Source organism: Bacillus sp. LR_5, from assembly GCF_042709275.1.
Window position 1 is genome coordinate 49,240 of sequence record NZ_JAVAXX010000003.1, and the last position, 15,451, is coordinate 64,690.

General features: G+C 46.3%; 2 protein-coding genes (1 of these 2 cut by a window edge). Both read left to right on the top strand.

Annotated elements, in window-relative coordinates; all coding sequences use genetic code 11:
• A protein-coding gene (locus RAC86_RS01770) for a type I polyketide synthase (RefSeq protein ID WP_072566302.1) crosses the window boundary here: on the top strand, nt 1–2,604 show its end. Its footprint begins 11,112 nt before the window's first position; only the last 2,604 of its 13,716 coding nucleotides appear in the window; the start codon falls outside the window, past its left edge; the stop codon is at nt 2,602–2,604.
• A 15-nt stretch (nt 2,605–2,619) separates the two neighbouring features.
• Complete coding sequence (locus RAC86_RS01775) at nt 2,620–15,402, top strand: SDR family NAD(P)-dependent oxidoreductase (RefSeq protein WP_072566303.1); 12,783 nt, start codon at nt 2,620–2,622, stop codon at nt 15,400–15,402.
• The last annotated feature ends 49 nt before the right edge of the window (nt 15,403–15,451 follow it).

A 15,451-nucleotide genomic window follows, 5' to 3' on the forward strand; every position in this document is an offset into this window, starting at 1 on the left:
GACGCTGCCGGCCTTTATCAGAAGCAAGTATCCTTTTCAGCAGAAAAAGTCCTGCTCATTACAGGCGGGACAAGAGGTCTCGGTTCGTTGTGTGCGCGGCATTTTGTGAAAACATACGGTGTTAAGCACCTGGTGCTCATCGGCCGTGAAGAGCTGCCGCTGCGTGACCAGTGGAATTCAGTAAAAAGTGCCTCGATTGCTGAGAAAATAAATGCGATTCAAGAGCTAGAAGCCATGGGTGCGGATGTTCAAGTGCTGTCTCTGGACCTGGCCGATTCATTTGCTGTCGCACAGAGCCTGAAGACCATACACGAAACAATGGGGCCGATTGGCGGAGTCATCCATTGTGCCGGGAAGGTGAACAAACATAATCCGGCATTTATCAGAAAATCACTAGAAGAGATCGAACAGGTGCTTGAACCAAAAGTCGAAGGCCTGCAAACGTTGTTTGATCTGCTCAAAGGTGAACCGTTGGCGTTTGTTGCCTTGTTTTCATCAGTATCAGCGGCCATTCCTATTCTTGCAGCCGGACAAGCTGATTACGCGATGGCGAATGCATTTATGGATTATTTTGCAGAGGCGCATAGAGATGAATGTCCAATTGTCAGCATTCAGTGGCCTAACTGGAAGGAAACCGGTTTAGGTGAGGTTCGCAGCAAAGCTTTAGAACAAACGGGATTGGTAAGCTTGAGAAACGATGAGGGATTACAGCTGCTGGATCAGATTCTATCCGATACACAGCATGCTGTCGTGCTGCCGGTAATCCAAGATACAAATGTATGTAAGCCGGACAAGCTTATACAGCCGTCACGGCCTGTTGAAGCTCTCTCACATCCTGAGACGAAAAAGCAAGCTGACACTCAAAACCTTTTCCTTGAAACAGTCGACTGGCTTGTAACTCTATTTTCAGATGAATTGAAGATAGCAGCTGAAGATTTTGAAACGGATGAGCCTTTCCAAGAATACGGAATCGACTCGATTATATTGGCTCAGCTGGTACAGCAGATGAATCAAACATTAAATGGAGATATTGATCCGTCGATTTTGTTTGAATATCCGACAATAGAATCCTTTGCAAACTGGCTCATATCGAAATATGATGTATCAGCTATTTTGCATCGATCTGTTCCTGAGAAACAGACACCTGTCAAGGCACAACCAGCAATGAAACAGACGCCACTGCCAGAACAGCAGCCGCAACAGATAAGTCATGTAAAAACGGCGGGCCTTACAGAAGATATCGCCATCATCGGTCTTACTTGCAGGTTCCCTGAAGCGGAAACGCTTGAGGCATACTGGGATTTAATACGTGATGGACGGTCTGCGATTAAACCTGTACCGCCTGAACGATTCGGGCATTCCAGCTCGAATTACGCGGGTCTCATTGATGAAATGAATCGATTTGATCATGATTTCTTCATGATGTCCGAGAACGATGTCAGAGCGATGGATCCTCAAGCTTTGGCTGTATTGGAGGAAAGCCTGAAACTGTGGTATCACGCCGGTTATACAGAGAAAGAAGTGAAAGGCATGAGGGCTGGTGTTTATATAGGAGGCCGCAGCCAGCACAAGCCTGATCCGTCCAGTCTTTCAAAAGCAAGAAATCCGATTGTGGCTGGCGGACAAAACTATTTAGCAGCTAACATTTCACAATTTTTTGACTTAAGGGGCCCAAGTATTGTCTTGGATACCGCTTGTTCCTCTGCGCTGGTCGGGCTGAATATGGCCATTCAGGCTCTCCGAAGCGGAGATATTGAGGCAGCGGTTGTGGGCGGCGTCAGTTTGCTTGATGCTGATGCGCATCAAATGTTTCAGGAGCGCGGACTTTTATGTGACAAACCGTCATTCCATATTTTTGATAAGCGGGCAGACGGTGTCATTTTAGGAGAAGGCGTGGGTATGGTTCTCGTCAAAACCGTCAGCCAAGCACTCGAAGACGGAGATTCCATATACGCAGTCATTAAAGCCGCTGCTATTAACAATGACGGAAGAACGGCAGGCCCATCTTCACCGAATCTCGAGGCGCAAAAGGATGTCATGCAGACAGCGCTTGAAAAAAGCGGCAAAAAGCCTGAAGAGATCAGTTATCTCGAAGCGAATGGTTCGGGATCAGCAGTAACAGACTTACTTGAACTGAAGGCGATTCAAGCCATTTACCGCTCTGGCTCAAAGGCGCCATTAGGGCTTGGATCAGTGAAACCTAACATCGGCCACCCTTTATGTGCTGAAGGAATAGCGAGCCTGATTAAAGTTGCTTTAATGCTGAAACATAGACAATTGGTTCCATTCCTGTCAGGTGACGAAAACATGCCGTATTTTGATATAGAAGAGACAGATTTGTATTTTTGTAAATCGCAAACCGAGTGGAGCGAAACAACGCCAGCTGCGGCAATCAATTGCTTTGCCGATGGCGGAACGAATGTCCATCTGATTGTAGAAGCTTGGAAAGACTCGGCTGGGCGTCCAATCAGAAGAAAACCTTTGCCTCTGCCGGAATTGCATCGTCAGCCCGTTTTAACAGAACCATCAGCTCAAACCGTGCAGAAAAAAGTGCTTTCAGACACGGGGGCTCCTAAAGATATGTTTTGGAAAACTTTCAAATAAGAGAGGAGTGGGAAAATGATAACTGAACAACTGACCATTTCAATAAATAATCCTATTATGTCCAACCACAAGGTATATGGACAAGCGTTATTACCCGGCCTTGCTTATATAGATTTGATCTACCAAGTATTCCAAGAACATGGTTATGCATATCAAGAGCTTGAATTGAAAAACCTGACCATTTTTTACCCTTTGATCGCAGACGAATGGTATGACATTGCTTTGACCATTCACGTGTCTGAAAGCAAGAAAGGGAAATGGTCCATCATCATCGACGGACAAAAACAGCGTGGTGAGTCGCTATCGGACAAAAGACAATATGTGACGGCTGACATGCATCGTAAAGAGCGAACTGCTTTTACCGAATCAATAGACCTTAATCAGTGGAAACGTACAGCTGACAGGATTCTGAATTTGGATGAAATATATGAACAATGCTGCTCTCAACAATTAGTGCATACTGGCATGATGAAAGCGGAAGGGCAGATTTTTGAAACCAAAGAGGGTGCTTTGATAGATTTATCAGTCGGACAGGAAGCGTTGCTTCATTCTGAAGCGTTTCTGTTTCATCCGACTCTCATTGACGGCAGCGGCATAGGTTCAAGCTGCCTGCTCTCAGATCAAACGATGTATCTGCCATTGTGTTATGAATCGTTTTCAGCTTCGGAACGATTGCAAAAAGGATGTACAGCCCGGATACTTTCTTCATCTGTGCGCCAGAAGAAAGAACTCACATATATGACGATTGAATATTTTAATTCATCAGGACAAAAAGTGGCCGAGCTGAAACAGTTTGCAGGCAAGTCTGTACGGGATGCGGCAGTCTTTCCTTCTGCAAAAGAAAGTCAAGAAGAAAGACAAGCTGTCTCTCAAAACCCTGGTCAGGACTATACCGCAATTGAAACGTATTTGCGTCAATTGCTTGCTGAACAGCTTGAAAGGCCGGAAGAACAAATGGATATCCATGCCGGATACTATGAGCTTGGGCTGGATTCACCATCCTTGCTTAATGTGGTTCAGGAGATAGGGGCTAAGATTGGAGCGGACCTCTCTCCAACACTGCTGTTTGAATATACAACGATTGCAGAACTAGCTGCGCATCTTGCTGATTACTATTCAATTGGAGAGGCGGACGATACAGTCCGCCAGTCTCCTGTACCAATGCAGGATTCTTCAGCAGCCGCTATCTCTTCACGAGAAATCGGGGAGGATATTGCGATTATCGGAATAGCAGGCCGTTATCCTAAGGCAAAAAACATACAGGAATTTTGGGAACATCTTAAGGCAGGTACCGACTGCATCACAGAGATCCCCAACTCGCGGTGGGAATGGAAGGAAAACAATGGGCTGGAGTCACCTTCAGGCAAGCCATTCTCGAAATGGGGCGGGTTTATCGAGGATGCTGATTGCTTTGATCCTCAATTTTTCAGGATCTCACCCCGTGAAGCGGAAACCATGGACCCTCAGGAACGCTTATTTTTAGAGACGTGCTGGGAAGCTATTGAAGATGCGGGGTATACACCAGAAACAATTGCTTCACAGCAGGGAGAAAATAAAAGGCAGCATGTCGGCGTATTTGCCGGTGTTATGCATAAGGACTACTCCCTTATAGGAGCGGAGGCTCTATCAGAGCACAATCCATTTCCTTTATCGCTGAATTATGCGCAAATTGCCAACAGGGTCTCTTACTATTGTAATTTCCACGGCCCAAGCATGGCGGTGGACACGGTCTGCTCTTCTTCATTAACTGCGGTTCATCTGGCTATAGAGAGCATCCGGAATGGAGAATGCGAGGCCGCGCTTGCAGGAGGCGTCAATTTATCACTGCATCCGGCCAAATATATCAGCTACGGCAGTGTGGGGATGCATTCGAGTGACGGCTATTGCCATACATTCGGCAAAGGCGGGGACGGCTACGTATCTGGAGAAGGTGTCGGAACAGTATTGTTAAAGCCGCTCCGAAAAGCTGAACAGGACGGTGACCGGATTTATGCTGTCATCAAAGGCAGTGTCATTAATCACGTAGGAAAAGTAAGCGGAATTACAGTTCCGAGCCCTGTCGCTCAAGCTGATGTTATCGAAGCGTGTTTAGAGAAAACGGGAATTGATCCACGCACCATCAGCTATGTTGAAGCCCATGGCACTGGAACCTCATTAGGGGATCCGATTGAAATACAAGGATTGGTGAAGGCTTTCAGCCGCAATACACAAGACAAGCAATTCTGCTCAATCGGTTCTGTGAAATCAAACATTGGCCATGCCGAATCTGCAGCCGGCATCAGCGGCTTAACAAAGACTGTCCTGCAGCTGCATCATAAAACATTGGTGCCATCATTACACTCAGAAGAGCTGAATCCATATTTGCAGCTCGATCAAACCCCGTTTTTTGTTCAGCATGAAACGAAAAAATGGGAGCAGCCTTCAATGACAGAAAACGGGATGGACGTCACATATCCCCGCCGCGCCGGTTTAAGTTCGTTTGGGGCCTCAGGGTCCAATGCGCATCTTATTTTGGAGGAATATATTCCGGCAGAGAGCTTTTCAGAGCCGGTTTTATCGAAAAATGAAGAAGTAATGATTCCATTGTCCGCGAGAAACAAAGACCGTCTGCAGGCTTACGCTGTTAAACTCCTTGATTTTCTGAGCGAGGACGTCAATCTTGTAGCGTTAGCTTATACATTACAGACGGGCCGGGTGGAAATGGAGGAGCGGGCAGCCTTCATCGTGAAGGACATAAAGGATTTAACTGCTAAGCTTCGGGCGTTTACAAATGGTGAAGAAGAGATCGATGGTTGCTGGACTGGGCAAGCCATGGAGGATCAGGAGGCTGCAGAACCAACATCAACAAACAGCGAATTGAAGAAAATGGCGGAATCATGGGTTCAAGGAAAGCGGGTCATCTGGGTCGGCCTATACGGCGATCGCAAGCCGCTTAAAATCAGCGTTCCGACCTACCCGTTTGCTAAGGAGCGCTACTGGATACCGGCTCCTGAAACGAAAACCAGCACTGTGAATCATACCTTACATCCGCTTGTGCACCGCAATACGTCAGACTTTACTGAGCAGCGCTTTAGCTCTGTTTTTACAGGCAAGGAATTTTTCCTATCTGATCATGTTGTGCAGGGACAGAAAATCTTGCCGGGTGTTGCCTATTTAGAAATAGCAAGAGAAGCAGCGGAAAAAGCTGCGGGCGATCTGGAAGATGAACAAAGAGTTGTGTCGCTTAAAGACATCGTCTGGGTCCGCCCTATCACGATAGGAAGTGAACCAAAAGAAATACATATTGGCCTTTATCCTGAAGATAACGGGGACATTTCCTTTGACATTTATAGCATTTCTGAAACTAAAGAAGAAACCCCAATGGTACACAGTCAAGGCCGTGCAGTCATTTCAGCTAAAGCGGACACCCCAGTTTTAGACCTTGCATCAATCCAGACAGAATGCAGTCTGGACACAGTAACGTCAGAACAATGCTATACGGCGTTTCGAAAGATTGGGCTTGACTATGGCGAGGGCTATCAAGGGATAGAAAAAGTACTCGTCGGACAAGATCAATTGCTTGCCAAAATCTCATTGCCCGATTCTCTAAAAGACGGTAAGCAGCAATTTACGCTTCACCCGAGTTTGATGGATTCCGCCTTCCACTCCACAGTCGGTTTTATCGTTAGCTCAGTCAATGCTGACAGACAAGCTCATCAGCTTTCTCTCCCGTTTGCATTGCAAGAGCTTGACATTTTCAGCCCGTGTCCAGAAGAGATATGGTCTTATATTCGATACAGTTCAGATAGCAAAGCGGAGGACAAAGTCAGAAAATATGATATTGATTTATGCGATGAGAACGGGAACGTTTGTGTTCGAATGAAGGGTGCTTCGATGCGAGCACTTGATGGAGAGCAGGCCAAGCCTCAAACAGTAGCTGATTCCCCGCTGACAGGGCATACGATGATGATCCCTGCCTGGGAACCGGTTTCTCCAGATAAGGAGGGCGATGCTTCGTTTATCGGTACGCGTGCTGTTTTATGCGGCGGTACTGAAGGTGAACGGGCATTAATAAAGCAGCATTATCCTCAGGTTTCCTTTATCGATATTCGGCCTGCAGATGATATTGATGCAATAGCAGACAAACTGCAACCGTACGGCAGCATTGACCATGTATTGTGGATTGCTCCGTCATACTCGGAGAATATGTTTAGTGAGGGACAAGAAGAGGCTGTTCTTCAGGCGTTTAAGCTTGTGAAGGCATGTCTTCAATTAGGTTATGGTGAGAAACAGCTAGAATGGTCTCTTGTGACCGTCCAAGCGCAGCCGGTTACGCAACATGAAACTGTACAGCCAGCTCATGCAAGCATTCACGGACTAGCCGGCACAATCGCTAAGGAATATCCGCATTGGAAAATCCGTCTTCTTGATCTTGAAGAAGGCTGCACATGGCCGGTAAAACAAATGTTTACCCTTCCTGCTGATCGTCTCGGCCACGCTTGGGCCTATCGGAATCAGCAATGGCATCAGCAGCAATTGATCCCATATCGGCACTCACCGTCAAATGACACGCTATATCGAAAAGGCGGAGTCTATGTGGTCATCGGAGGCGCCGGGTACATCGGGGCGGCATGGAGTGAGTACATGATCCGCCGCTATCAGGCGCAAATCGTTTGGATTGGACGCAGTCAAATCAATGATGCCATCAAGGCAAAAGCAGACCGTCTTTCCGCTCTTGGCCCTGAGCCTTACTATATTGCTGCCGATGCAGCGGATATGCATTCATTGCAGCAGGCTTATGATCAAGTGAAAAAGCGTTATCCTCACATTCACGGAATCGTTCACTCTGCCATGGTTTTATCTGAACAAAGCCTGGAAAAAATGACGCTGGAAGAATGTAGAGCCGGACTGGCGGCCAAGGTGGATGTCAGTGTTCAAACGGCCCAAGTGTTCCGTCAGGAGAATTTGGATTTTGTTTTATTTTTCTCTTCGCTTGTAGCCCATATCAAAAATGTGAAACAAAGCCATTATGCCTCTGGCTGCGCATTTGCAGATGCTTTTGCTCACCGTCTTTCCCAAAGCTGGGCTTGCCCTGTAAAAGTCATGAACTGGGGATATTGGGGGAACAGTGAAGCCGCCGAGGATGAACAATATGTACAGCTCATGAATCAAATTGGCTTAGGCTTAATTAAGCCTGCGGAAGGCATGAAGGCGCTGGAAGCACTGCTTTCTGGGCCAGTCAGCCAAACGGCTTTCATTCATACGACAAAACCTGTCGCAGTCGAAGGCGTGAATCAGAATGAATTCATCACCCTTTATCCCGAGCACCCTTCAGTTGACGCTGAAAGCCTGAAGGAGCGCCTGCCGAAAACAGGACAATTACAAAGAGTCACACATGAAGAGCTGGACGATCTTCTTTACAGGTTGTTGTTAGGGCAGCTGCAAACGGCCGGACTGTTTGATGGTCATAGATTATCAGTTGAACGCCTTCAACAATACAAGACTCGTGAATTTTATGAAAAATGGCTTCAGCAAAGCAGTGAATTCCTTCTGCAGCATGATTATCTTAAGAAAGATGGAGATTCATTGGTGAGGAAGGATCAAGCAGAGGATATTGGGCTGCTTTGGCAAGAATGGAATGCGAAAAAAGAAAAGTGGCTCAATGACAGCAATACAAAGGCGATGGTTGTATTAGCAGAGACCATGTTGAAGGCATTACCGGATATTTTGACAGGGGAAGTCCCTGCCACAGATATCATGTTCCCGCATTCCTCAATGGAATTGGTGGAAGGCATTTATAAGCATAACCAAGTGGCAGACTATTTTAATAAAGTGCTTGCCGATACGTTAATCGCTTACGTGGATGAACGGCTGAAGCACGATCCTGAGGCATCGATTCGCATTATGGAAATAGGCGCAGGCACAGGCGGCACGAGTGCCGGAATCTTTCAAAAACTGAAAGCCTATCAAAACCATATCAAAGAATACTGTTATACAGATCTGTCGAAAGCATTTTTGCTGCATGCTGAAAAGGAATATGGGGCGGAAAATCCGTACCTGACGTATCAGCTTTTTGACGTGGAAAAACCAATTGACCAGCAGGAAATCGAGGCTGGCGGCTATGATGTCGTCATTGCCGCTAATGTCCTTCACGCGACAAAAAATATCCGTCAAACCCTGCGGCATACAAAAGCAGTGATGAAAAACAACGGAATGCTGCTGCTGAATGAAATGGCGGGAAACAGCCTGTTCCCCCACATCACCTTTGGTCTCTTGGAAGGCTGGTGGCTGTATGAAGATCCTGCAGTGCGGATTCCCGGCTGTCCAGGCTTATATCCTAACAGCTGGAAAGAGGCACTAGAAAGCGAAGGCTTTGAATCTGTCTTCTTCCCGGCCGAAGCTGTCCATGATCTCAGTCACCAGATTGTCGCAGCCTCAAGCAATGGGCTGGTTCGCCGTATGATGATGGAAAGTGTGATCGTGCCAGAGAAAGATATGTCTCAGACATCATTTAACGAGCCAGCCAATACACAAAACATAGCTTCGGAGAAAGCGGGACAATCCAATACTGATGCTCTTAGAGAAAAAAGCACAGAATATATGAAAAAACTAATCGGAGAAACATTGAAAATTCCTGCAAGCAAAATTGAGTCATCTGAACCGCTTGAAAAATACGGTATCGATTCTATCGTCGTTGTCCAGCTGACGAATACATTGCGTAAAGAATTAGACCATGTAAGCAGCACTTTATTTTTCGAGTACCAGACCATCGACGCGTTAGTAGAGCATTTAATCAAAACAAAAACAGAAGCACTGATGAAACTGACAGGTCTTGACCGTCAAGTTCACCAACAGCCACCGGCCGCAAGCAAGAATGAATCTTCACAGAAGTCTGGACACGCCGTTAAAAAATTGCAGCGCTATCGCAAGCTTGGCTTCAGTAGGGAGAAAGAAACGCCAACACACGCTCTTGCCAGCCGTGACGTTGCCATTATTGGCATATCCGGACGTTATCCTCAGGCGGAGACAGCAGAAGACTTTTGGAATAACCTAAAAGAAGGAAGAAACTGTATTGAGGAAATTCCGAAAGAACGCTGGGATTGGAGAGCCTATTACGATAAAGAAAAAGGAAAAGAAGGATCGATTTATACGAAATGGGGCGGATTTATCAAGGATATGGACAAGTTTGATCCATTATTCTTTCAGATTTCTCCGCTCGAAGCAGAAAGAATGGACCCTCAGGAGCGATTATTTCTGCAAACCGCTTATGCAAGTATTGAAGATGCGGGATACACGCCTGACACGCTCTGTACAAGTAGAAAAATCGGCGTCTTTGCCGGAGTCATGAACAAAAATTATCCGACCGGCTACGGCTATTGGTCTATCGCCAACAGAATATCCTATTTGCTGAATTTCCAAGGTCCGAGCCTTGCAGTCGATACAGCCTGCTCCTCTTCTCTGACAGCGATTCATTTAGCGCTGGAAAGTATTTATAGCGGATCAAGTGATTGCGCCATTGCCGGCGGTGTCAATGTAGTTGTCGACCCGGTCCATTATCAGAACTTATCTGTCATGAATATGCTCTCTGCAAGTGATACATGTAAATCATTCGGCGATGACGCAGATGGATTTGTCGACGGTGAAGGCGTAGGAGCCATTGTGTTAAAGCCGCTGCAGCAAGCAATAGCAGACGGCGACCATGTTTACGGTGTGATAAAGGCCAGTGCGATTAACAGCGGAGGAAAAACAAATGGATATACGGTTCCAAATCCTCATGCACAGGCACAGCTGATTAAAGAAGCGATTGAGCGCGCCAACATTCCTGCCCGGACCATCAGTTATCTGGAGGCGCATGGAACAGGCACCGCATTAGGAGATCCGATTGAGATAGCGGGATTAGCAAAAGCATTTGAGGAAGATACGCAAGAGAAACAGTTTTGCGCGATTGGCTCCAGCAAATCAAATATCGGTCATTGTGAAAGTGCAGCCGGCATCGCCGGGCTGACAAAAATTCTTTTTCAGTTTAAATACGGCCAAATTGCGCCATCTTTGCATTCTCAGCGATTGAATCCAAACATTGAATTCAGCCATACTCCGTTTGTCGTTCAGCAGCATCTTGGTGAATGGAAACGCCCGGTGATTGACGGGCAAGAGGTGCCGAGACGTGCCGGATTGAGCAGTTTTGGCGCCGGAGGGTCCAATGCACATATGATTCTGGAAGAATATATTCCGAGAACAGAAGCGCAGACTCCTGAAGCTCATTCTCCTGCGCTGATTGTGCTGTCAGCGAAAAACAGGGAACGGCTGCAAGAAAAAGCGGAACAGCTGCTCACAGCCATTCAAGAAAAAAGGTACAGCGAAACAGATCTAATCAGGATCGCCTATACTTTGCAAACGGGCCGTGAAGCAATGGAGGAACGGCTGGGCTTTATAGCGGAATCATTAGAGGATCTTGAGAGAAAGCTGAACGATTTTATCGAAAACAAAGCAGACAGCCTGTACCTGGATCGCATCGATGACAACAAAAAAGCATTAGCCGTCTTATCAGCTGATGAAGATACGGAAAAAATCATAGAGGCATGGATGAGCAAAGGAAAATACACGAAACTGCTGGATCTTTGGGTGAAAGGCTTGTCTTTTGACTGGGGCAAGCTGTACGGAAGCCAAATGCCTGTCCGGATCAGTCTTCCGGCATATCCATTTGCAAAGGAACGTTACTGGGCACCAAGCCCGGCAAAGGCTCCGGCGCCTATAGAACAGAATCATGAACAGCAACCAGAAGAGCATTTCGAGGTTATGACTTTTCAAGAAGTGTGGAAAGAAGAGCCGGCAACTCTCACATCGAAACGTTTCAAAACGCTCATCTGTTTTCTGACGGATAGAGAAAAGCAAAACGCATTCGCTGCATCTGTGAAAAATGTTGATCAGGACACCAAGATCATTTTTATTTCACAGGGCGAGGTGTACAGCAAACAATCTCAAAACAGCTATCAGATTGTGCGGCAAGAACCCGTCACTTTTGAAAAAGCCTTCCAGAGCATTCAGGCGGAACATGGAGAGCCAGATGCAATCCTCTATATGTGGCCCGCGGAAGACGCGAGCTGTATAAAGGACCATTCCTGTATTGTCTATCTATTACAAGGTATGACTGCAGCAAAGCTCCACCCTTCACGGCTGCTGCTGGCAGGACGTTTTGAAAATGGTCTTGACCGGAGCTATCTGGAATCATGGATTGGCTTCGAACGTTCACTCGTGCTTGTCCTTCCACACACAAAAGTGACTGGGATCTTTCAGCCGGCAGATCAAGAATCGATGGAGGATTGGGCGCGTAAAATCTGGACGGAATTACAGGCTTCAACTGAACAAACCGTTTTGTATCAAAATGGGAAACGATGTGTATGTCACATTGAACAGACCACGATACAACCGAACAACAGCAAATTGAAGTTTGGCGGTACTTACCTAATGACAGGCGGTTTAGGAGGGCTCGGTTATTTATTCGCCAAGCATTTGGCTAAACACTATGCCGCAAACCTGATTTTGACAGGGAGGTCGCCTTTCAATGACGAAAAGCAAAAGAAATTAAAAGAATTAAAGGATCTAGGCGGCGAAGCCATGTATGCAGAAGCAGATGTTTCAGATCCTATCGCGATGGGAGACTGCGTAAAAAGAGGGAAAGATCGATTTGGTACCATCAATGGTGTTATTCATGCAGCCGGAATCGAAAGCGATTCTACTATTTTTGACAAAGAGATCGAAAGCTTCCGGCGCATCATTGAACCGAAAGTCAACGGCACGATAGCGCTTGATGAATGGCTTAAAAATGAAGCCCTTGATTTTATTTGTTATTTTTCTTCGTCTTCTGCTATTTTAGGAGATTTTGGCTGTTGTGATTATGCAATCGGGAATCGGTTCCAAATGGCTTATGCACAATACAGAAATGAGCTTCATAGCGGAAAAACGTTTGTCATCAACTGGCCTGTATGGAAGGATGGCGGAATGAAGATCGGTGATGAAGGAACAACCGATATGTACCTGAAATCAAGCGGTCAGCGCTTCTTAGAAGCCGATGAAGGCATCCGTCTATTTGAACACATCCTGTCTCAGCAGGATGCTCAGCATCTCGTGATCGCTGGCCAGTCCAGCCGGGTCAGCCGCTTTTTAGGAATGACTGAACCAGCTGTTCCGGAACCGGCCATTCAAGCACCTGCTGCACAAGAAAAAAGGGAAGAGATCAAAACGCTAAGCATTGAAAAGCGTTTAGAACACGATCTGAAAGAACATATTCACGCATTGCTTAAAATCTCAAAGGACAAGCTGAATTTGAACAAAAATTGGGCCGACTTCGGATTTGATTCGATCTATTTGGCTAAATTCTCGAATGTGCTATCAAAGCATTTCAACATCGAAGTGACACCGGCTTTATTTTTTGGCTATTCGACTTTACAAGAATTGATCGGCTTCTTCTTAACGGATCACAAAGAGCTGATCGAAGCACTTTACCGGGATGATGCATCTGAGGCACAAAAGCCCCCTGAAGCTGAAGTGGAAATTCCTGCAGCTCCCGTACCAGAAAGCAATCATAAGAGCGACAGGCAGTCTCACGCCGAGCCTATCGCCATTATCGGAATGAGTGGCAGGTTTCCTCAAGCTGACTCGATCCATGAGCTATGGGACAATCTGAAAAACGGCAAACATTGTATCTCTGACATCCCGAAAGAACGCCGCGACTGGGGTGGTGCTGACGGAGATCCAGAAAAAGCAGTCTCAAAATGGGGCGCATTTTTGAAGAACATAGACCGATTTGATCCACTGTTTTTTCAAATATCGCCTAAAGAAGCCGAAAGCATGGACCCGCGCCAGCGCATTTTTCTAGAGGAAGCATGGCACACGTTTGAAGACGCTGGCTATATGGGACATCGGATAAAAGGAAAATCCTGCGGTGTTTATGTAGGTGTGGAAGAAGGAGAATATGCGCATTTAACCGGGGATACGGATTACATTAATGGTACGCAAAACGCCACATTATCTGCGCGAATCGCATACGCATTAGATTTAAAAGGGCCTAATATGGCGTTGACAGCAGCATGTTCATCTGGACTTGTGGCGATTCATCAGGCGTGTTCAGCCCTGCGTCAAGGAGATTGTGAAATGGCTTTAGCCGGCGGCGTCAGCCTGAATATTTCTCAAATGTCTTTTGAAGCGCTGACAAGAGCCGAAATGCTTTCTCCAAATGGACAATGTAAAGTGTTTGACCAGGATGCCAATGGTCTGGTGCCAGGTGAAGCAGTAGCTGCTGTTCTCCTGAAACCATTATCAAAGGCCATTGAAGATAAAGATCACATTTATGGCTGCATAAAGGCCAGCGGTGTGAATTACGATGGCAAAACCAATGGCATTACTGCACCAAATCCTTTTAGCCAGGCAGAATTGATCGAAAACATTTATGAAAAAAATGAAATCAACCCACTCGATATTCAATATGTGATGGCGCACAGTACCGGCTCAAATCTTGGAGATCCGCTTGAGGTCCAAGCGTTAACGAGCGTGTTCAGCAAATATACGAAGCAGAAGCAATTCTGCATGATCAGCTCGATTAAACCGTTAATCGGACACACATTTGCAGCGTCAGGGGTGGTTGCTTTAATCAGTATGCTGATGGCAATGAAAAACAAGACCATTCCGGCTACTCATCATTGTGAATCGGACAACCCGTATATTCAGTTTAAAGAAAGCCCGTTTGTGCTATGCAAAGAGAACCGTCCATGGATCAGGAAAAATCAGAAGCCGAGGATGGGAACAATCAGCACGACAGGAATCAGCGGCACCAATGCGCATGCAGTCATTGAAGAATACATCCCGGATGAGCAGCCGATCACACAACGGCATAAAGAGTCAGCTGAATCCCCGCAGGTCATCGTGCTTTCAGCCCAAAATGACGATCGGCTTCAGGATGCTGTCAGCCGCATGATTGCGTATCTCGAGCAGAATCAAAACCTTTCTTTACCTGATGTTGCATATACACTTCAGGCGGGGAGAAAAGCCATGGAAGCAAGGCTCGCGATTGTTGTGAACAATCAGGAGCAATTGGTGCGAATATTGAAGGAATATGCGGAAGCAATGAAGAATGGTGGGGTATCAGGCCAACAGGCATCTCTTTATACAGGACATACGGAAGGGATGATAGAAGAACAGGATGAAGCAGTCCTGCAAATTCTCGCAAAAGAAAGAAATTTGGAAAACATTGCGGAATGTTGGGTGAAAGGATATCAGATTCCTTGGGAGCTCCTTCATGAAGGTGATGACGTTCGGATGCTCCCTTTACCTGGCTATCCATTTGCAAGGGAGCGGTATTGGGTTTCGTCAGGCAATCATCAATCAGAGGCCGCTAAACCGCATACACAAGACATGAAAAAAGAGGTTGACGAGCCTAATGGGGAAACGCACATGCAAAAGATCATTGTTCAATTTTTAGCACGAGAGTTGGGCATATCTGAGGATCGCATCAATTTCAAAAGAAACTTTCTGGATTATGGGATGGATTCAATTCTTGGCCGAAAATTGATGCGTCATATCGAAAAAACCACGCAGATGAAGATGACCGGCCGGGAAATCCTTGAATGTCAGACAGTCCAAACTCTATCCGCTCATTTGGCATTAAAAGCAGAAAGACAGAATCAAAGCGCGGCAGCACATCAAACAAAGGGCACGTATACAGACGAGCAAATCATCGGATTGATGCAAGGAGTGGCGCAAGGAAAATTGGATTTTAAGAGTGTGCAAAACATCATAGAAGGGAGTAAATCGTATGAATCATAAAGAAATTCTCGATGCCTTCAGATCAGGAGAATTAACCATTTCTGAGGTA